Origin of the sequence: Streptomyces lusitanus, from assembly GCF_042647945.1 — a bacterium.
Taxonomy (GTDB): domain Bacteria; phylum Actinomycetota; class Actinomycetes; order Streptomycetales; family Streptomycetaceae; genus Streptomyces; species Streptomyces pseudogriseolus.
The window spans coordinates 409,926-430,099 of the sequence record NZ_JBHRWL010000009.1; the positions used below are offsets into that span (position 1 = coordinate 409,926).

The following is a 20,174-nucleotide window of genomic DNA, read 5'->3' on the forward strand; positions in this document are numbered from 1 at the left end:
CACGGGCGGCGTCAGCAGTCCGGAATGACCGCCCCACCGTTGTCCCGCGCCTCGTCGTTCCCCCACCGCGACAGGTAGTACGCCGACACATACGCCCCGCGCCCGTTCTTGCCCGCGTAGGTGACGTCGAGGTCCGTCTTCAGCCACCAGTGGTTGTAGGTGCCGTTCGCGCCGCGGATCTCCTGGCCCCACACCTTGCAGTACACGTAGTTGGTGCCCGCGTAGAGGACGCCCTGTGCGTCGTTGGTGTTCGGCTGGGCGTAGCCCGTCGCGTCGGCGAAGGTGTCCACCCAGTAACGGCCGCCCGTGCCGCAGCCGTTGTCGCTCGTCAGGTGGTAGCTGCCGTACGAGCCTGGGTAGGCGAGGGCGGTGCCGTTGATGGTGATCCGCTGGCCGACGCCGTTGAGGAGCTGTTCGTAGTGGATGTGGGCGCCGGAGCTGTTGCCGGTGCTGCCCGTCGTGCCGATCTGCTGCCCCTGGCCGACGTAGGCGCCGTTGGCGACGGAGAAGGTGTTCAGGTGGAAGTAGTAGGTTTTCCAGCCGCTGCCGTGGTCGATCACGACGTGGTTGCCGGCGCCGTTCGCCTCGTAGTGCCGGGTGGCGGTGCCGGCCGCCGACGCGAGGACGGGTGCGCCGCTCGTGGCGCCGCCGTCGCTGCGGACGAAGTCGAGCGCCTGGCGGACCTCGGCCGAGTGGTGGCTGTACGTCCACTTCTGGCCGCAGGCGAAGGGCGCCTTGAACACCGGCGCCGCCTGCGCGGGTGTCGCCACGAGCAGACTGCCCACCAGGGCCACGAGGCCGACCAGGGCGATGCGTGTCGAGCGCAAGGCTGTCTCCGAACTGCGACGTGCGGCGTCGCGCGGCGATGTCAGCGGACAGGGGCGGCCGCCAGGATGCCGCAATCGAAGCGTTCACGACAGGACGCCCGCCTCACCTGATCGAACACTGCTCCACATCCAGCGGCCTGCTCACCCCCGCCGGCCTGCTGCACAGCACCTCCGCATTCGACAGCCCCTCCGGTGTCCTGCGCACACGCGCGAGGACGATGCTGTGGCCGTGACGTTCGCCGTACAGGGGCGCGTCGGTGAAGTCGATCGTGCCGGTGGCCATGCCCTCCAGCTTGACGACCCTCAGGTTGACCCAGGTGGCGGCCCGGCTCTGGCGTACGTCGCCGAGGCTCGCCGCCCAGTACAGCGCGCGGGTGGCGTCGTGGGCGAGGGCCGTCTGGCCGCTGGCGAAACCGGGGGCGTCGTAGGTCGCCTCGCCCGGCTCGAGCCAGAGGAGGAACTGGGCCGCGTCCTGGTAGAAGGCGGTCCCGGACGCCGCCTCCCGGAGCTCCGCCAGCGCAGCGTGGTACAGCGTGATGCGCGGGGCCACGCCGTCCCGGCCGCCCATGCCGGAGAACTTCGCCTTGCTCAGGTCGTCCCCGGTGAGGATTGAGATCTCCCGGTTGGCGCACCCCGGTTCGACGCCCAGCTGGGTCATCAGCGGGCCGATGTCCTCGACGCGTCCCGCGAAGTAGATGACCGATGGGACGTCCTCGCCCCGGCAGATGCTCTCCGCGTGCAGCCGGAGTTCGGGCTTGCCGTTCGCCACCCGGTAGGTCCGTGAAGGCAGCAGCCGGAAACCCTTCTTACGCAGCATCTCCCCGCCGTAGTAGGCCTGTTCGCTGGTGTACCGGTCCTGCGACGCCTTGGTGTCGCGGGCCAGGACGAGGGCGTACGGGGCCTCGCCCTTGCCGTGGAGCTGCTGCGCAATCAGACCGAGCGCCTCCGCCTGGTGCTCGTCGGGGGCCGCGAGGCTGAACCAGTTGGAGAAGTCCTTCGGCAGTACGTTGCCGAGTTGGTGCCGGAGACGATGGGCAGGCCCGCCTCCAGCAGCCGGCGGGTCACGGCGGGGCTGCTCTGCAGGTCGCGGCCGAAGCCGACGACACCGACGACCGTCGGATCGCGCTCGGCGTACCGCGCGATCGCGTCGGCGGTGAAGCGCTGGTGTCCCATGTCCGCGCCGCCGTTGGCGAGCAACACGCGTAGCTTGACGCGGTAGTTCTCGTTCACCACGCGCTGGGCGAGGTACACGCCGGCCAGCTCCTCGGCGCCCTTGACCAGGGACGGATCCACCGTGGCCGAGCTCAGCGGGCCCGCGTACACCACCGTGACGTAGGCGCGGGGATTGTCGTTCAGCACCTTGGCGTTCTCGGCGTGCACCAGCTTCTCCAGCTCGCGCAGCCGCCCGCCCTCGGAGTCGGAACCGCCCTCGAGGTGGGAGCCGAATCGCACGTCGCCGGTCGAGATGCCCACGCACTCCGTGCCGCCGCCCGGCGCGGGGCGCAGCTCGGTGTCGCGGTCGGCGGTCAGCAGACCCGCCGAGCAGTACGTGCGGTGCAGGTCGCGGGCGTGCACGACGCCGAGGGTGGCGGCCAGCGCGAGGACCAGCGTCAGGCTGTACGCCGACCATACGATCCGCGCCACGGGCGGCCGGTGCCGGGCCCGCACGCACCGCCAGTCCGCCTGCCGCAGCTGGACCAGCTCGTCATGGGGGAGGGCGATGCGCAGCACCCAGGGCAGGGCGTTGGCCCTGCTCGGGGACTGGTCGGCGCGCAGGTTCCCGGCCCATTCGTCGTACCAGTGCCTCAGGCGTTGCTGCAGGCGCGCGGGGCGGGACAGCGGTTGCGAACGGGAGTGGGCGCCGTTCGGGTGTGTGCCGGTGTCGGTGCCCCGGTCGAGCAGCGACGCGTCGTCCGCCGCCACGGCGGCCACGATCAGCAGGGGGTCCAGTTCGCTGCGCCGGCTGCGGACGTCGCTGACCGCCTTGATCAGCTCGATGCCGCCGTTCTCCCGGCTCACCCGGCGCAGAATCAGCACCGGCGGACGCGTCCGCTTGAGGCCGCGCAGATCCCAGCCGGCCCGCCGGTGGTTGTCACGCAGATCTTCGAAGAGCGCCAGCACGTACAGCTGGAGGGGGAAGACGCCGCCCTCCCGCATGGCCTCGGCGACGTCGTAGGCGCGGGCGGCGATGGCGCGCCAGGAGCGGACGGGCCGCAGCAGCCGTACGCTGGTCGACTGCCGGCGGGCCGCGGACTGGAGGAACGTCGTGGTCAGGAACCAGCGGCTCTCCCTGCGCAGCCACAGGAAGAGGGGCGCGCGCCCAGGCACATGGTTCAGCGCGGCCAGCAGGATCATCAGACCGATGCCCGCGAGAACGGCGATGTACCACTCGGGGCGGGTCAGCAGCGAGGTCAGCGCGCCCAGGACGCCCGCGGGGAGGAACTGCTGCACGTCGTTGAGCAGCGCCTGCCGGTTGCGGCGGGCCGGTCTGCGGGGGCGCCAGCGCTGCCGGGCGAGGATGCGCAGCAGCTGTGTCTGGGCCTGTTCGCGCTGGGCGTTGCCGTCCGGGGTGCCCGCCGGGGCGGTCGGCCAGTGCTCGCCCATCTCCTGGTCGTCGGTGGCGTCCTGGAGGGCCCGGACCAGTCCCAGCCGGGGGAAGGAGTAGGGGCGGTAGGAGGCCGAACGGTCGCCCCACTTCCGGCTGTCACCCAGGTCGCGCAGGAGCCGTACGGCCTGGGCGGTGGGGTCCAGATCCGGATCCTCCTGCGGCGGCTCGGTGGGGGCGACGGCGAGACGCGTGCCGTGGCTCTGCTGCCCTTCGCGCAGCTCGTCTACGAGCTCCGTCACGCGGTCGTCGTCCTCGGCGTCCTCCGCGTGCAGCACGATCACCGGCATCGGAGGGTCGCCCGCGCGGAAGTCCTGGATCAGCGACTCCAGTTGCCGCTGGACGTCGATCCCCGCCCCTGTCGACATGCCCGGGTGACCTCCCGGACAGTCCTGTGGGAACAACTGATCCCGGCCGAGCATGGACACCCCCCGTTGTCGTACGACACACGTGTCACAAGCGCTTAGCGAGAATAACGCTTGCCTGTGACAACGGGTGAGGCTGAAAGGGGGATTTCCTGCGGACGCGGGGCGGTGCTCACCACGCGTGTGCGTACCGGCGTTCGGTCGTTCCGGACGGTCGCCATCGCCGAGGGCCCCTGCTGACCATTCGGTGGTCTGCGGCGTACCGAAGGTCCCGCGACTGATGCTCCCCCGCGAGCGCGCCCGCGCGGATGCGCGTGTTCCCGGTCACGGAGGTGTTCGCCATGCTCCCCCGCGAGCGCGCCCGCGCGAACCAGGCGTCCTGCAGCCCATCCGCGTCCGCGGCCACCGGCATCCGGCAGGTGCCCTGGGCGCCGTCCAGCACGACCACGGACTGAGGGCTGGCGCCGCAGGCCCGCTTGACTTCGAGAGCACTCCAATTCGTAGCGTTTCGGACATGAAGACTGCACAGCACAAGATCGGCTCCGGTTTCGGAGCGAACAGCACCGCGGACGAGGTCCTGGCGGGCATCGATCTCACCGGAAAGCTCGCGATCGTCACGGGCGGCTACTCCGGGATCGGCCTGGAGACCACCCGCGCCCTCACCCGGGCCGGCGCCCTCGTCGTCGTCCCCGCCCGCCGCCGGTCCACCGCCGACGAGGCGCTGGCCGGTCTGAGCGGCGTCGAGGTGGACGAGCTCGACCTGGCGGACCAGGACAGCGTCCGCGGCTTCGCCGAACGGTTCCTGGCCGGTGGCCGGACCATCGACATCATGATCGACAGCGCCGGCATCATGGCCTGCCCGGAGACCCGGGTCGGACCCGGCTGGGAGGCCCAGTTCGCCACCAACCACCTCGGGCACTTCGCCCTCGTCAACCGGCTGTGGCCGGCGATCGAGCCCGGTGGCGCCCGGGTGGTGTCGGTGTCCTCGCGCGCCCACCACTACTCCGGCATCCGCTGGGACGACGTCCAGTTCCGCGGGGGCTACGACAAGTGGCATGCCTACGGGCAGGCCAAGACCGCGAACGCTCTGTTCGCGGTCCACCTCGACCGGCTCGCGGGCGACCGCGGTGTCCGCGCCTTCTCACTGCACCCCGGTGGCATCCTCACGCCTCTTCAGCGCCATCTGCCCCGCGAGGAGATGATCGCCAACGGCTGGATCGACGAGGAAGGCAACGAGATCCCCCAGCCCGGCTTCAAGACGCCCGAGCAGGGTGCCGCGACCCAGGTGTGGGCGGCGACCTCCCCCCAGCTGGCGGGCCTGGGCGGCCTGTACCTGGAGGACTGCGACGTCGCCGAGCCGGCCCCGGCCGACGGCGGGCGCGTCGGGGTCAAGGACTGGGCGACCGACCCCGAGCAGGCGGCCCGGCTGTGGGCCCTGTCGGCGGAGCTGACCGGCGTGGACGCCTTCGCCGGGTGACGGCGTTGCCCGCACCCGGCTTGCTTTCCTGCGAGTAGGTGATCAGCCGCATGGACCCGAGCACATTCGCGACGCATGGCCCTTCTCGCAATGGGCCGCGAGTCGGCGGTCAGCGGGCGGTGCTACGTTCCGCCGCATGTCCGATCACGCGCTACGGCTGCTGCGGCAGGACCGCCGCCTGGCCGAGCCGGCCGCCTTCCCCTTCGACTTCGACCTCAACGCGGAGGAGAGGTGCGCATACGACCGGCTGGGCTCTGAGGGTCCTCAGCTGTAGGAGACCGTGCGCGCGGCGGGCCGCGCCGATCTCGCCCGCCTGAGGGAGGGCGACCGCACGGCATGATGTGAAGTCGCCCAGGACCCGGTCCGGCACCGAGTCACCTTGCGGGCCGCGCAGTTCGACCGCGCGGAGAGCGACCTGGAGCTGCTGCCCGGGAGCCGTGGGCAGAGCCCGTTCGGCCCGTCCCCAACGCCCCGCCCGCTACGGTGTTCTGGGTATCCGCACAGGACGAAATTGAGTCCAGGTACTCAGGGGCCGAAGGCGTCCGGGCGCTGAGGATGGACGCACGCGGAACGATTGGAGAAGATCATGTACATAACCCGCCGTGCGTCCCGGACCGCCACCGCTCCCCGGACCGGCAGAGCTCGTATCGCCGTTGCCGCATTCGCGAGCGCGGTCGCTGTCGTAGCAGTGACCGGATGCGCCGGTTTCGAGTACAAGGAGGACATCTGCGGCGCCGACGAGTACCCGGCCCTGTCCGTAGGCGGGACCGGTTCCATGTGTGTTTCGAACAATGAAGAGCCCCCGGCGGGGTTCGTGAAGTACCCGCAGGGCAAGGTGCCGCAGCAGGTGGGCGACAAGTGGGACCTGTACTGGCAGGACCACACCCTCGACGAGGACGGCAAGGTCGTCGACGTCCCGGGCGCGAACTGACTCGCACGACCGGCGTTCACGTATCACTCCGCCCGGCTTCAGGCGCATGGCGGTACGGAGCGCCTGCCTTCGAGCAGGGTGGTGAGGTAGCGGTGGCCGGGATTCGATCCGTTCGCCGGCCGCGATCGGCCCCTGCCCCTCCCGCGCTGCAACGACTCCCGCCGCCGGCGCAGCGCCCTTTGCCGCTTCTGACTCTCCCCTCGCCGCCGCGCCCGCCCACGCGCCTCCGGGCTCCGTAGCTTCGTGTGGTCCGGCAGCCGGAGCAGCGCCCACGCCCATCCGACGATCAGGGCGATCACCACGACCCCGAGGACCGCAGCCAACACCGGCGGCAGATCCCCCACGTTCTCGATTCGTTCCCGGACATTCACCCTGGCTCCCCCGCCCTTCTCCGCCCCGCGCGGCACCGCACCGCAACAGCGCTCGCGTCGAGGGATGCCCCGGGACGGGCTGTCACCCGCCCGGCCTCCCCACCACCCGTCCGCAACGATCACCGAGCGCCCCGGCGCGTACCCCCGCACCATGGCCGTGCTGCCGGCCGGCCGCCCGAGCCGGTACCGGTCGGATGCGAAGGAGGCGCCCGCCATGGGTGAGCTGTACATCGACGGGGAGTGGACGACCGCCGCCGGCGGAGGGCGGCGCGAGGTGATCAATCCGTACGACGCCTCCGTCATCACCACCGTCGACGAGGCCGACGCCTCCGACGTGGACCGGGCGGTGCGGGCGGCCCGCCGTGCCTTCGACGAGGAGGACTGGGTGAACGCCCCCACCCGGCGCCGTGCCGATCTGCTGATGCGGGTGCACGACCTGCTGCTGCGCGACATCGACGAGATCGCCCGCACCGAGACGCTCGACACCGGCAAGACGCTCGCCGAGGGCCGCTTCGACGTCGAGGACGTCGCCAACGCCTTCCGCTACTTCGCGGAGCTGGCCGGCAAGGACGGCGGACGCGTCGTCGACGTCGGCCCCGACGTGCTCAGCCGCGTCGTCCACCAGCCCGTCGGCGTGTGCGCGCTCATCGCCCCCTGGAACTATCCGCTGCTGCAGGCGTCGTGGAAGGTCGCTCCCGCGCTGGCGGCCGGCAACACCATCATCCTCAAGCCCAGCGAGATCACCCCCCTCACCACCATCGCCCTGTTCCGGCTGATCGAGGAGGCCGGCGCCCCGCGCGGAGTCGCCAACCTGGTCCTCGGCTCCGGAGCGACCGTCGGCGCCGCCATGACCTCCCACCCCGAGGTCGACCTGGTGTCCTTCACCGGCGGCCTGGCCACCGGGCGCGCCATCATGGCCGCCGCCGCCGAGGGGCCGAAGAACATCGCCCTGGAGCTCGGCGGCAAGAATCCCAACATCGTGTTCGCCGACGCCGACTTCGAGGCCGCCGTCGACTACGCCCTCGACGCCGCCTTCCTGCACGCCGGGCAGGTCTGTTCCGCCGGGTCGCGTCTGCTGGTGGAGGACTCGCTGCACGACCGGTTCGTCGAGGCGTTCGCCGAGCGCACCCGGCAGATCAGGCTGGGCAACGGCCTGGAGGAGGGCACCGAGAGCGGGCCGCTCAGCTCCGCCGAGCACCGGGAGAAGGTCGAGCGCTACATAGCCCTCGGCAAGGAGGAGGGCGCCCGGCTCGTCACCGGCGGCGCCCGCCCCGACGACCCCGCCCTGAGCCGCGGCTACTTCCTGCTGCCGACGATCTTCGCCGACTGCGACCGGTCCATGCGCATCGTGCAGGAGGAGGTGTTCGGGCCGGTGGTCACCGTCGAACGGTTCCGCACCGAGGACGAGGCCGTGGCACTCGCCAACGACACCCGTTACGGGCTGGCCGGCGGCGTCTGGACGTCCGAGGCGAGCCGAGCGCAGCGGGTCGCGCAGCGGCTGCGGCACGGCACCGTGTGGATCAACGACTTCCACCCCTATGTTCCGCAGGCCGAGTGGGGCGGCTTCGGCCGCTCCGGCGTCGGGCGGGAGCTCGGGCCCACGGGCCTGCGCGAGTACCAGGAGGCCAAGCACATCTACCAGAACCTCGCCCCGGGACCTTCCGGCTGGTTCAAGGGCACGAGCGGCGGCGACTGACCCCGACCGCGTCACTCGAGCCGCGTCACGCCGGCCCTTCCCCCACCCCACGGTTCCGAAGAAAGGCAGCTCATGGCCTCCACCACCCCTCACGGCGCGGAGTCGGACCACGACTACGTCATCGTCGGCGGCGGCACCGCCGGCTGTGTGCTCGCCGCACGGCTCAGCGAGGACCCCGACTGCCGCGTCTGCGTCGTGGAAGGCGGACCCAGCGACGTGGGCGACGACCGTATCCTGCGCCTGCGCAACTGGATCAACCTGCTCGGCTCGGAGTTCGACTACGGCTACACGACCGTCGAACAGCCGCGCGGCAACTCCCACATCCTGCACTCGCGGGCCCGCGTCCTGGGCGGCTGCTCCTCCCACAACACCCTGATCAGCTTCCTGCCGCTGCCGCAGGACCTCGACGACTGGGTGGCCGCCGGCTGCGCCGGCTGGGACCCGGGCACGATCCTGCCGTACCGGGACCGGCTGCGGACCACCATCGTCCCGGTGGCGGACGCCGACCGGAACCCCATCGCCAAGGACTTCGTGACCGCCGCCGCCCGTGCCACCGGCGTCCCCGTCGTCGCCGACTTCAACGCCGAGCCCTTCGCCGACGGCACCGGCTTCTTCTCCCTGGCCTACGAGCCGGAGGGCAACAAGCGTTCCTCCGCCTCCGTCGCCTATCTGCACCCCGTCCTCGACCGCCCCAACCTCACGCTGCTGCTGGAGACCTGGGCGCACCGGCTGCTCACCGACGAGGCGGGCCGGCTCACCCGGGTCGCGGTGCGCGGCGCCGACGGTGAGCCCGCCACCGTACGCGCGACCCGTGAACTGCTGCTGTGCGCCGGGGCGATCGACACCCCGCGGCTGCTGATGCTGTCCGGCATCGGACCGGCCGACGACCTGCGCCGCCTCGGCATCGACGTGAGCGTCGACCTGCCCGGCGTGGGGGAGAACCTGCTGGACCACCCCGAGTCGGTGATCGTCTGGGAGACCCGTGGCCCCCTGCCGCCCAAGTCCGCGATGGACTCCGACGCCGGCCTGTTCCTGCGCATGGACAAGAACCAGCCGCGGCCCGACCTGATGTTCCACTTCTACCAGGTGCCGTTCACCGTCAACACCGAACGGCTCGGCTACCCGGTGCCCGAGCACGGGGTGTGCATGACGCCGAACGTGCCCCGCGCCCGCTCCACCGGCCGTATGTGGCTGCGCAGTTCGGACCCGTCCGAGCACCCCGCCCTGGACTTCCGCTACTTCACCGACCCCGGCGGCCACGACGAGCGCACGATCGTCGAAGGGCTCAAGGTGGCCCGCGAGGTCGCCGCGACCGACCCCCTGAAGGACTGGCTCGTGCGCGAGGTGGCGCCCGGTCCGGGTGTCACCTCCGACGCCGACCTGTCGGAGTACGGCCGTCGCGTCGCCCACACCGTCTACCACCCGGCGGGCACCTGCCGGATGGGAGCCGCCGACGACCCGATGGCCGTGTGCGACCCGGAGATGCGGCTGCGCGGCGCCGAAGGCGTGCGCGTCGTCGACGCCTCGGTGTTCCCGACGATGCCCACCATCAACCCCATGGTGACGGTGCTGCTCGCCGCCGAACGCGCCGCCGACCTCATCACCGGACGCCCCGGTCCGGACGGCCGGGCGGCGACGCGGTGACCGTGAGGGAGAAGGGCGCCGGGGCGCCGGAGGAACCGCCGCCCGAGGACGAACCGTACCGCCCGGTCCGCCTCAAGCCCGTCGTCTTCTTCGGCGCGGCCCTCCTCGTCCTGGCGATCTCCCTCTGGGCGATCGTCACCCCGTCGGGCGCCGAGGACGCCATCGGTGTCGTCGTCGGCAAGATCTCCCACTGGTTCGGCTGGTACTACTTCCTCGCCGCCACCCTCTACCTGCTGTTCGTCGTCTTCGTCGCCGCGTCCAAGTACGGTGCCGTCAAGCTGGGCCCCAAGCACTCCCGGCCCGACTACGGCCTGTTCACCTGGGGGTCGATGCTGTTCGCGGCGGGCATCGGCATCGACCTGATGTTCTTCTCGGTGTCGGGCCCGGTCAGCCACTACCTCGCGCCGCCCGAGGGCGACCCTCAGACGCTGGCGGCCGCCCGGCAGGCGGTCGTCTGGACGCTGTTCCACTACGGCATCACCGGCTGGGGCATGTACGCGCTGATGGGCATGGCGCTCGGCTACTTCTCCTTCCGGTACCGGCTGCCGCTCGCCATCCGCTCCGCGCTGTACCCGATCATCGGACGCCGCATCCACGGCCGGATCGGCGACACCGTCGACCTCGCCGCCATCATCGGCACCGTCTTCGGCATCGGCGTCACCCTGGGCATCGGCGTGGTGCAGCTCAACTACGGTCTCAAGGCGCTCTTCGACGTCCCCGAAGGACTGACGGCGCAGATCGCGCTCATCGTCATCGCGGTGGGCATGGCCACCGTGTCCGCGGTCTCCGGCGTCGACAAGGGCATCCGCCGGCTGTCGCAGCTCAACATCCTGCTCGCCGCCCTGCTGATGTTCTACATCCTCGTCGTCGGCGAGCCGTTCCGGCTGCTCAACGCCATCGTCCAGAACGTCGGCGACTACGTCAGCGGCTTCCCCTCGATGACCCTGAACACCTTCGCCTACGACCAGCCCACCGAGTGGCTCGACGCGTGGACGCTGTTCTTCTGGGCGTGGTGGGTCGCCTGGGCGCCGTTCGTCGGCCTGTTCCTGGCGCGCATCTCCCGCGGCCGCACCCTGCGCGAGTTCGTCGCGGCGACGCTGGTCATCCCGTTCCTCTTCACCGGGCTCTTCCTGGCGATCTTCGGCAACAGCGCCCTGTTCCTGGTGCGCGACGGCAACACCGAGTTCGGCGAGATCGCCATGAACGTCCCCGAACAGGGCTTCTACAGCCTGCTCGAGCAGTTCCCCGGCTTCACGTTCAGCGCCGGACTCGCCACCTTCGTCGGCCTGCTGCTGTACGTCACCTCCGCCGACTCCGGCGCCCTGGTGATGGGCAACCTCAGCGCCGACCTGCCCACCCCGATGACCGACGCGCCGACGTACCTGCGCATCTTCTGGGCGGTGGCGACCGGTCTGCTCACCCTCGCGATGCTCATCGTCGGCGGTGTGCAGGCACTCACCAACGCCACCATCATCATGGGCCTGCCCTTCTCCTTCGTGATGTTCCTGATCATGGCGGGGCTCTATCTCGCCCTGAGGACGGAGCGGATGAAGGCCGAGGCGAGCGTCACCACGCTGCCCGGCTCGCTCTCCGGACGCACCATGCAGCAGGGGCTGCACGGCGCGCCGAACTGGCGGCACCGGCTGGCGCGCGCGATGTCGTTCCCGGGCCGGCGGGCGGCCGCGCGGTTCGTGGACCACGTGGCCCGGCCCGCCTTCGCGGAGGTGGCGCAGGAACTGCGGCAGCAGGGAGCCGAGGCGGAGGTCCTGGAAGGCACCGTCGAGGAGAACGGCCTCACCCACGTCGGCCTGCGCGTGCCGGCCGGCGAGGGCGACGTGTTCCTCTACGAGGTGTGGCCCGTCGAGCGCCCCACCCCCGCGTTCGCCACCCGGTCGGTCGCCGAGCACGACTCCTACGTGCGGTTCGAGGTGCGTCTCGCCGAGGGCAACCAGGACTACGACGTGATGGGCTACACCAAGGAGCAGCTCATCGCCGACAGCCTCGACCAGTACGAGCGGTACCTGGAGTTCCTGCGGGTGCGCCACGAGGCGTCCACCCGCTCCAGCCTCCCCGACCACCGCCCGGACGCGCCGGACGCACACCTGCCGGAGGAGTGAGGGGCGGTTCCGGGTGCCGCCCGCCCTTAGTCGGGGACGGGCGGCTGTCGCACGCCCGGTGTCAGCTGGTGACGGGCGGCTGTTCCACCTTTGGCATGAGGCGGGTGAGGTCCGGGTCGCCGAACTCGTCGCGCAGGGCCTGGAAGGCGGTCACCTTCTCCTCGCCGAAGCGGCGGACGTGGGCGGCGTAGGCGTCGAGGGAGACGAATCGGTCGGGGTGCGACTTGGAGTGGAACTTGTCCGCGTACATCACCAGCCGCTCCTCCGGCGTCTCCGCCAGATAGTCCGCGGGCGGGACCGGGAGGTTCTGGCGCACGACGTCCTGCCGGGTCAGCCCGACCCCCGTGTGGTGGGAGCAGAAGCGGCAGAGGGCGGCGGGGAAGCCCTCGCCCTCCAGAAGTTCCTGGCCGAGCAGGCCGTGCCGGATGTAGTTCTTGTGGTCCAGCCGTCCCTCGTCGTCGTAGAGACGGTAGACGCCGATGTCGTGCAGGAGGCAGCCGGCCCGGACCAGTTCCGCGTCGAGGTGGGCGAGGTGCGGCGACGCGAGCAACTGCTCGGCGATGCTCCGGACGATCTCGCAGTGGCGGTGGACGGAGGCGAACGCCCCGGCCGTCGGCGCGTGCTTCTGGTGCAGCGCGCGGATCTCTTCGGGTCCCGGAATCCTCATCCGGGGAGCGTAACAACCGCAGGTGGGGGCGGGTGGAGGAGTTGCCGAGCCGGTGGGGGCCCGGCACCCCGTCGATGCGGAAGAGTTCCCACCGTCGGCCATTTCACGCGATCCGGTGATAACGCCCGAAGCGGGCACTGGGTGGTCCTGCGGGCCGTTCGACGGGGTGACGGGGGCGGTCGTCGCCCCCGCGAGGCACCGACGACGGGAGAGACACCATGACGCTGCAGTTCCTGCGGAACGCCGACGGCACGGTCACCGGGCGCAACGAGACCAACGGTTTCACCGTGACCCACGCCGACGAGGAGGAGGTGAAGCGGCAGTTGTACGAGGACGCGGGCTGGGAGTACACGCCCCCGCCGCCCCCGGTCCCGCCGGGACACCACCGCTTCCTGCTCACCCACGAGGAGGACGGGAGCTGCGGCTTCGAGGACGAGCGGTACGCGGGACTGCGGGCGAGGCCGCCCGAAGGGTGCCTGCCGGCCGACCACGGGCACTTCGCCCTGGAGTGCGAGCGCCCGGGCAAGACGCTGCTGGACGCCGTCGCCGCCACGGTCGCGGAGATCCGGCGCGACCACGGGCTGGTGATGAACGGCCTGCGGGTGGCCGAGAGACCGGAGGAGTGGCCGGACGCCGAGGTGCGGAGCAGTGACGCGGCCGCGCGGGTGGCGCATCTGGTGCTGACGGCCGCGCACCGGTCGAGACGGCTCGGGTACGGGCGGAAGGAGCTGGTGCGGCTGCTGGACGCCACGGGGATCGAGTAGCGGGGCGACAAGGGCGCACGGGTGTGTGACGCGCGCTGCCCGCCTGCGGTGTCAGCTCGTCACCAGTTCCCGCCGCGCCCCGCGCCCGGCCGCAGCCGCCGGCGCCGCCTGCGTCGTCGCCCGGTGGGTGCGGTGCAGCCACAGCACGTCACGGCCGAACGACCACACCAGCAGGCCGAGCGCCAGGGCCACGACGCCGACGTTGACCACGTGAGGAAGGAGCGCGGAGGCCGCCACCAGCAGCAGCACGCCCTGGAGTGCCGCGACCGTCTTGCGTGCCGTGCTCGGCGGGAGCGGCGCGGTCAGCCACGGCCACACCCGGGCGGCGGCGACGAACACGTAGCGCATGGCGCCGATCAGCAGCACCCAGGGGCCCATCGCCATCGACACGTACACGCTCAGCACCAGGATCAGGAAGGCGTCGACCTCCATGTCGAAGCGGGCGCCCAGCGGGGTCGAGGTGCCGGTCCTGCGGGCGACCTTGCCGTCGACGCCGTCGAGGATCAGGGCCACGGCCGTCAGGCCGACGAAGAGGGAGACAGGAGGTGAGTCCTGGAACGAGTCCGCGACCAGCGCGGTCACCCCGCCGACGAGGGTGGCCCGGCCGAGGGTGACCCGGTTCGCCGGACCGAAGGTGCGCGACCCCGCCCGGTGCAGGGCCCGGGACAGCACCGCCCAGGTGGCGATGGCGAACGCGAGGCCCGTGACCCAGCCCGCGGGGCCCATGCCGATCGCGGTACCGATCAGGGCCAGCAGCAGGATCTGTACGCCCGCTCCCAGTGCGGTCTCCTGCTGGACGAGCCTCGCGTCGTACGTGTTGTTCAGGGCCACCGAACACCCTCCGGCCGTGTGACAGAGTCGATCAACGCCGCTACCTTGTGCGCGGCCTGTGCACCACTCCGTACGCGCGCAGGATCCCGATCGTTCAGGAGGACTTCGATGAACCGCGCCGCACGTGCGTTCTGGCTCGACTCACCTGGCCGGGGCGAGATCCGTGAGGTGGACCTGCCGGAGCCGGGCCCGGACGAGGTCGTGGTGCGCGCCCTGTACTCGGGGGTCAGCCGGGGCACGGAGACGCTCGTGTTCCGCGGCGGGGTGCCGGAGAGTCAGCACGGCGCGATGCGGGCGCCGTTCCAGGAAGGCGACTTCCCCGGGCCGGTGAAGTACGGCTACCTGAGCGTCGGCGTGGTCGAGGAGGGGCCGGCGTCGCTCACCGGGCGGACGGTGTTCTGCCTGTACCCGCACCAGACGCGGTACGTGGTGCCGGCGGCGGCCGTGACGCCCGTGCCCGAGTCGGTGCCGGCCGGGCGGGCGGTGCTCGCGGGCACCGTGGAGACCGCCGTCAACGCCCTCTGGGACGCGGCGCCCCTGGTCGGCGACCGGATCGCCGTGGTCGGCGGCGGGATGGTCGGCTGCTCGGTGGCGGCGCTGCTCGCCCGCTTCCCCGGCGTGCGCGTCCAGCTCGTCGACGCCGACCCCGCGCGGGCCAGCACCGCCGCGGCCCTGGGGGTGGGCTTCGCCCTGCCCGCGGACGCCGACGGGGACCGCGACCTGGTGGTGCACGCCAGCGCCACCGAGCAGGGACTCGCCCGCGCGCTGGAGTTGCTGCGGCCCGAGGGCACGGTCGTCGAGCTCAGCTGGTACGGCGACCGGAAGGTGAGCGTGCCGCTGGGCGAGGCGTTCCACTCCCGGCGGCTGACCGTCCGCGGCAGCCAGGTCGGCACCGTCTCCCCGGCCCGCGCGCACCGGAGTTACGGGGACCGTCTCGCCCTCGCCCTCGACCTGCTCGCCGACCCCGCCCTCGACGCCCTCGTCACCGGCGAGTCGCCCTTCGAGGACCTGCCCGCCCTCATGCCCCGCCTCGCCTCCGGCGAGCTTCCCGCGCTGTGCCACCGGGTGCGCTACGACGGCCCCGGAGCGGGCACACACGCCTGACCTGAGAAAAGACACGACCGACGCTGAACACGGGAAGGAAGCCAGCCGTACTACTCGACATCCCCGCCTCCAGACCGGCGGGGAACAGACGCGCCGCACCTGGAGGGTCGTCCGTTGTTCAGCATCACCGTCCGCGATCACATCATGATCGCCCACAGCTTCCGCGGCGAGGTCTTCGGACCGGCCCAGCGCCTGCACGGGGCCACGTTCCTCGTGGACGCCACCTTCCGGCGCGAACAGCTGGACGAGGACAACATCGTCGTCGACATCGGCCTGGCCACGCAGGAACTCGGGGCCGTCGTGGGAGAGCTGAACTACCGCAACCTCGACAACGAGCCCGACTTCGCCGGGGTGAACACGTCCACCGAGTACCTGGCCAAGGTCATCGCCGACCGGCTCGCCGAGCGCATCCACAAGGGAGCGCTCGGGGAGGGGGCCAAGGGCATCGCGGCGATCGCCGTCACCCTGCACGAGTCGCACATCGCCTGGGCGAGTTACGAGCGTGCGCTGTGACCGACACGACCGTCGGCACCCCTGTCGACACGACCGAGACGACGACCGGCAGGACGCTCGACACCACCCGGACGGCAGGCCGAGGCGGCGCCGGCCGCCTGGACTACGTGCCCCTGCAGGCGTCCTTCCGGAGGAACGGCGGGATCATCCCCATGTCCCTGCGCTCCGTGCACTTCGTGATGCCCGGCGGGGTCGACGACCGGTCGGCCCCGAGCGGCGGCAACGCCTACGACCGGCGCGTGTGCCTGGACCTGCCCGGCTTCGGCTGGCAGGCGCACCGGCACCCGGTCCCCGGTGACTGGCCCCGCCCCGACGCGGCCGCCCGCGACGAACTCGCCCGCACGTTGCGCGAACTGCCCGACGGCGCGGTCGTCCTGCTCGACGGGCTGGTCGCCTGCGGGGTGCCCGAGGTGATCGTGCCCGAGGCGGAGGAGGGGCGCCTGCACATGGCGGTGCTCGTCCACCTGCCGCTCGGCGACGAGACCGGCCTGGACGCGACCGTCGCGGCCGAGCTGGACGCCCGCGAGCGCGCGGTGCTGCGGGCCGTGCCCGCCGTCGTCGCCACCAGCGAGTGGGCGGTGCGCCGGCTCGTCTCCCACCACGGGCTCGCCCCCGAGCGGGTCCATGTCGCCGCCCCCGGCGCCGACATCGCGCCCCTCGCGCCCGGCACCGACGGCGTCTCGCACCTGGTGTGCGTCGCCGCGGTCACCCCGCGCAAGGGTCAGCACCGGCTGGTGGAGGCACTGGCGACGGTGACCGACCTGCCGTGGACCTGCTCCCTGGTCGGCGGACTCGGACACGACCCCGACTACGTCGCCCACCTGCGCGGCCTCGTCCGCGACCACGGTCTGGAGGACCGGCTGGAGCTGGCCGGCCCCAAGTCCGGCGCCGAACTCGACGCCGCATACGCCGCCGCCGACCTGATGGTCCTCACCTCCTACGCCGAGACCTACGGCATGGCCGTCACCGAGGCCCTGGCCCGCGGCATCCCGGTGCTGGCGACCGACGTCGGCGGACTGCCCGAGGCCGTCGGCCGCGCCCCCGACGGCGGCGTGCCCGGCATCCTCGTCCCGCCGGAGAACCCGGCCGCGATCGCCGCCGAACTACGCGGCTGGTTCGGCGAGGCCGACGTGCGGCGGCGGCTGAAGGCGGCCGCCCGCGGCCGGAGGGCCGCGCTCGGCGGCTGGGCCGGCACGGCACAGAGCCTCGCGGGAGTCCTGCGCCGGCTCCCCACCGCGTCCGGGAGGGCGGCATGACACGACCGACCACCACCCAGGCAGCCGCCGCGATCCCGGCCCAGCCCGGACCCCGGGACGTCACCGGCGCGGCGCCCGCGACACCAGGGGGCGACATGGCACCCAGCGGCTCCACCGACGGCGCACCGGTCATCCCCGGCGCCGGACCGGCCGGACCCCGCCCCGGCGAGCGGGCCACCGTGCGGCTGCGGGACACCGGCGAGGACGAGCCGCCCCGCTACGCGCCCGAGTGGCTCCAGCTGCGCGAACCGGCCGACGCCGCCGCCCGCTCCTACGACCTGCTGGACCCGCTGCGGATCCGGCTCGCCAACCTGCCCGGACGGGCCGGCGGCGGACTCGTCGTGCACGACATCGGCTGCGGCACCGGCTCCATGGGACGCTGGCTGGCGCCCCGTCTGGACGGCACGCAGCACTGGGTGCTGCACGACCGCGACCCCTATCTGCTGCACTTCGCCGCCGTGGCCTCCCCGCGCTCCGCCGCCGACGGCAGTCACGTCACCGTCGAGACCCGGCGCGGCGACGTCGCCCGGCTCACCCCGGACGCGCTGGCCGGCGCCTCCCTGGTGACGGCGTCCGCCCTGCTCGACGTCCTCACCCGCGAGGAGGTCGGCGCGCTGGCCGCCGCCTGCGCGGGAGCCGGCTGCCCCGCGCTGCTCACCCTGTCGGTCGCCGGACGCGTGGAGCTGACGGAGCCGCACCCGCTGGACGCGGAGATCGCCGAGGCGTTCAACGCCCATCAGCGCCGCGGCGGACTCCTCGGCCCGGACGCGGTCACCGCCGCCGCCGAGGCGTTCACCGAACACGGCGCGACCGTACGGCTGAACCCCAGCCCGTGGCGGCTAGGCCCGGAGGACGCCGCGCTGACCGAGCAGTGGCTGCGCGGCTGGGTCGGCGCGGCGGTGGAGGAGCGGCCGGAGCTGTCCGAGCGCGCCGCCGCCTATCTGGCCGAGCGCCTCGACGCCTGCGCGGCGGGGAAGCTGCGGGTGGTCGTGCACCACACCGACCTGCTCGCCCTGAGCCGCCCGGTGGACGGCAGCGCATGAGCACGCACACGGGGGAGACGGCCGGGTCCGAGGCGCCCACGGCGGAGGCGCCGGCGGGCGGGGGCGGAGTCCGCCGTCTGCTCGGGCGGCTCGGCGGTCCCGCCGTGCGCACCCGCCTCGGCACGCTCGCCGGTGTCGTCATCCTCGCCGTGCTGTTCTGGCGGCTCGGCACGGGCGCCTTCGTGGACGGGGTGCGGCGCATCGACGCGCCCACGCTGGCCGCCGCGCTCGGCATCGGGCTGGTGACCACCGTGTTCAGCGCCTGGCGCTGGGCGCTGGTGGCGCGCGGCATCGGCATCCGGCTGCCGTTCGGGGCGGCCGTGGCGGACTACTACCGGGCGCTGTTCCTCAACGCGGCGCTGCCCGGCGGCGTCCTGGGCGACGTGCACCGGGCCGTGCGGCACGGCCAGGACGCCGGTGACCTCGGGCGGGGCGTACGGGCGGTGGTGCTGGAGCGTACCGCCGGGCAGCTCGCGCTGTTCGCCGCCGGGGGAGCGGTCCTGCTCACCATGCCGTCCCCGGTCCACGACCGGATACGGCAGGCCGCCCTGCCGGCCGGGCTCGGACTGCTGGGGGCCTGCGCGGTGGTGCTGGCCCTGCGGATGAACCGGGCGCCGTCCGGGAGGAAACCCCGCGCGGTGCGCGGGCTGCTCGGCGAGGCACGGCAGGCGCTGTTCTCGCGGAGCACCGCGCCGGGCGTGCTGGTGTCGTCGGTGGTGGTGCTCGCCGGGTACGTGGCCATGTTCGTCCTCGCCGCGGACGTCGCCGGGGCCGCGGCGTCGGTGGCGCAGCTCCTGCCGCTCGCCCTGCTGGCGCTGCTGGCGATGAGCCTGCCGCTGAACGTGGGCGGCTGGGGGCCGCGGGAGGGCGTCGCCGCATGGGCGTTCGGCGCGGCGGGGCTCGGCGCGGGACGGGGGCTGACGGTCGCCGTGGTGTACGGGGTGCTCAGCCTGGCGGCCAGCCTGCCGGGAGCGGTGGTGCTGGTGGCCCGCTGGTACGCGGCCGCCCGTGACCGCCGCACGGGCGGCCCCGCACACTCCACGGTGGCCACGCGGGCCGTCCCGGAACCGGCCGTCCCGGAACCCCGCCCGCTCGCCCGGGAGACGGAGACGGAGACACCGCAGCCGGACCGGCAGGGACCCCTCGTCCGGATTCCCGCTCAGCTGTCGGAGGTCAGAAGCGAGAAATACGCGCCGAAGGAATCCGCCAGGCTCGCGAGGAGTTCCCTGCCCTTTTCCGCGGTGCCCAGCGAAGGCCGGCCGATGACGCCGGAATCCGTATAGGCGGACATTCCGGTGGTGAGCAGATGACGCCGGTCGTCCGAAACGTGGTCGGACGTCTCGTAACCGGGACGGAGAACCTCGGGAGAAGTGTGCAGAAGAATCGACGTCTCGACTTCGCCCGCGTGCATGTCCGTCAGCAGCGACGTGACGACCCCGGCGCGCACCCGTGCCGCCTCCCAGTCCTCCGGGGCCGGGAAGAGCGCCATCCGCTCACCGCGCGCGGAGGCCTCCTGGACGACGTTGCCCAGCACGTAGTTGCCGCCGTGCCCGTTGACCAGCACCAGGGTGTCGACGCCCGAGCGGCGCAGGGAGTCGGCGATGTCCCGCACCACCGCGTGCAGGGTCACGGAGGAGATGGACACCGTGCCCGGCCAGGCAGCGTGCTCGTGCGAGCAGGAGATGGTCACCGGGGGAAGGAGGTGCACGGGGTGGGAGTCGGCGACGGCCCGCGCGATCGCGCAGGCGACCAGGGTGTCCGTCGCCAACGGCAGGAAGGGTCCGTGCTGTTCATGACTTCCGACCGGAAGTACCGCGATCTGACGTGAGACGCCGGCTCCCCGCGTCCGTACATCCTCTGTAGTATCCGCCGGCAACAGACCGTGCACCGGGCCGTATGCCGCCGACCGCTCGTGTGAACCACCCATATCCGTCACGGCCTTTCGTCTCTGCTTAGGAACTCG

The 20,174-nt window shown here is 72.4% G+C and carries 15 protein-coding genes and 2 pseudogenes; 12 read left to right on the plus strand and 5 right to left on the minus strand.

Annotated features, from left to right (window positions below; all coding sequences use genetic code 11):
- Positions 1–11: 11 nt before the first annotated feature.
- Together ACFOSY_RS17445 and ACFOSY_RS17450 are read right to left on the minus strand one after the other, a co-directional pair.
- Positions 12–827 carry a M23 family metallopeptidase gene (locus tag ACFOSY_RS17445; RefSeq protein WP_394307730.1) on the minus strand — a complete coding sequence of 272 codons (816 nt, stop codon included), beginning with the start codon at positions 825–827 and terminating at the stop codon, positions 12–14.
- Between the two features lie 103 nt (positions 828–930).
- Positions 931–3,800, minus strand: a pseudogene (locus ACFOSY_RS17450) (ABC transporter substrate-binding protein).
- Between the two features lie 511 nt (positions 3,801–4,311).
- Between ACFOSY_RS17450 and ACFOSY_RS17455 the strand changes: the two are divergent.
- From ACFOSY_RS17455 to betT, 6 genes are all read left to right on the plus strand, one after another.
- A complete protein-coding gene (locus tag ACFOSY_RS17455; RefSeq protein WP_394307731.1) occupies positions 4,312–5,274 on the plus strand; it encodes an SDR family NAD(P)-dependent oxidoreductase in 963 nt (320 codons plus the stop codon).
- A 136-nt stretch (positions 5,275–5,410) separates the two neighbouring features.
- Positions 5,411–5,548 (plus strand): hypothetical protein, encoded by a 138-nt coding sequence (locus ACFOSY_RS17460; protein ID WP_394307732.1) that lies wholly within the window; start codon positions 5,411–5,413, stop codon positions 5,546–5,548.
- 312 nt (positions 5,549–5,860) lie between these two features.
- On the plus strand, positions 5,861–6,205 hold the full coding sequence (locus ACFOSY_RS17465; RefSeq protein WP_394307733.1) for an SCO0607 family lipoprotein: 345 nt from the start codon (positions 5,861–5,863) through the stop codon (positions 6,203–6,205).
- Between the two features lie 585 nt (positions 6,206–6,790).
- Complete coding sequence (locus tag ACFOSY_RS17470; RefSeq protein WP_394307734.1) at positions 6,791–8,272, plus strand: aldehyde dehydrogenase family protein; 1,482 nt, start codon at positions 6,791–6,793, stop codon at positions 8,270–8,272.
- Positions 8,273–8,344: 72 nt separating this feature from the next.
- Positions 8,345–9,916: a GMC family oxidoreductase gene (locus ACFOSY_RS17475; RefSeq protein ID WP_394307735.1), complete on the plus strand. Its 1,572-nt coding sequence runs from the start codon at positions 8,345–8,347 to the stop codon at positions 9,914–9,916.
- A gap of 2 nt (positions 9,917–9,918) precedes the next feature.
- Positions 9,919–12,033, plus strand: a complete 2,115-nt coding sequence (betT, locus tag ACFOSY_RS17480) for a choline BCCT transporter BetT (protein WP_394307736.1) — start codon at positions 9,919–9,921, stop codon at positions 12,031–12,033.
- A 61-nt stretch (positions 12,034–12,094) separates the two neighbouring features.
- Here betT and ACFOSY_RS17485 read toward each other — a convergent pair whose 3' ends face one another.
- Complete coding sequence (locus tag ACFOSY_RS17485; protein WP_394307737.1) at positions 12,095–12,700, minus strand: HD domain-containing protein; 606 nt, start codon at positions 12,698–12,700, stop codon at positions 12,095–12,097.
- Positions 12,701–12,918: 218 nt separating this feature from the next.
- Between ACFOSY_RS17485 and ACFOSY_RS17490 the strand changes: the two genes are divergently transcribed.
- Positions 12,919–13,464: a hypothetical protein gene (locus tag ACFOSY_RS17490; protein WP_394307738.1), complete on the plus strand. Its 546-nt coding sequence runs from the start codon at positions 12,919–12,921 to the stop codon at positions 13,462–13,464.
- Positions 13,465–13,515: 51 nt separating this feature from the next.
- Here the strand turns inward: ACFOSY_RS17490 and ACFOSY_RS17495 are convergent, their stop codons facing one another.
- Positions 13,516–14,295 (minus strand): CDP-alcohol phosphatidyltransferase family protein, encoded by a 780-nt coding sequence (locus tag ACFOSY_RS17495; RefSeq protein ID WP_394307739.1) that lies wholly within the window; start codon positions 14,293–14,295, stop codon positions 13,516–13,518.
- Between the two features lie 108 nt (positions 14,296–14,403).
- Between ACFOSY_RS17495 and ACFOSY_RS17500 the strand changes: the two genes are divergently transcribed.
- The 5 genes from ACFOSY_RS17500 (at position 14,404) to ACFOSY_RS17520 (ending at position 19,494) form a co-directional block, all read left to right on the plus strand.
- Complete coding sequence (locus ACFOSY_RS17500; RefSeq protein WP_394307740.1) at positions 14,404–15,399, plus strand: zinc-dependent alcohol dehydrogenase; 996 nt, start codon at positions 14,404–14,406, stop codon at positions 15,397–15,399.
- 114 nt (positions 15,400–15,513) lie between these two features.
- On the plus strand, positions 15,514–15,912 hold the full coding sequence (locus ACFOSY_RS17505; protein WP_394307741.1) for a 6-pyruvoyl trahydropterin synthase family protein: 399 nt from the start codon (positions 15,514–15,516) through the stop codon (positions 15,910–15,912).
- 98 nt (positions 15,913–16,010) lie between these two features.
- Entirely contained in the window at positions 16,011–17,168 is a 1,158-nt protein-coding gene (locus ACFOSY_RS17510; RefSeq protein WP_394307768.1) for a glycosyltransferase family 4 protein, read from the plus strand.
- Positions 17,165–18,211, plus strand: a complete 1,047-nt coding sequence (locus ACFOSY_RS17515; RefSeq protein ID WP_394307742.1) for a class I SAM-dependent methyltransferase — start codon at positions 17,165–17,167, stop codon at positions 18,209–18,211. The genes ACFOSY_RS17510 and ACFOSY_RS17515 overlap by 4 nt, the downstream gene beginning before the upstream one ends.
- On the plus strand, positions 18,208–19,494 hold the full coding sequence (locus ACFOSY_RS17520; protein ID WP_394307743.1) for a lysylphosphatidylglycerol synthase transmembrane domain-containing protein: 1,287 nt from the start codon (positions 18,208–18,210) through the stop codon (positions 19,492–19,494). The genes ACFOSY_RS17515 and ACFOSY_RS17520 overlap by 4 nt, the downstream gene beginning before the upstream one ends.
- Here ACFOSY_RS17520 and ACFOSY_RS17525 read toward each other — a convergent pair.
- Positions 19,377–20,138 (minus strand): annotated as a pseudogene (locus ACFOSY_RS17525) (creatininase family protein); the annotation flags it as partial. The gene ACFOSY_RS17520 and the pseudogene ACFOSY_RS17525 overlap by 118 nt on opposite strands.
- Positions 20,139–20,174 lie beyond the last annotated feature (36 nt).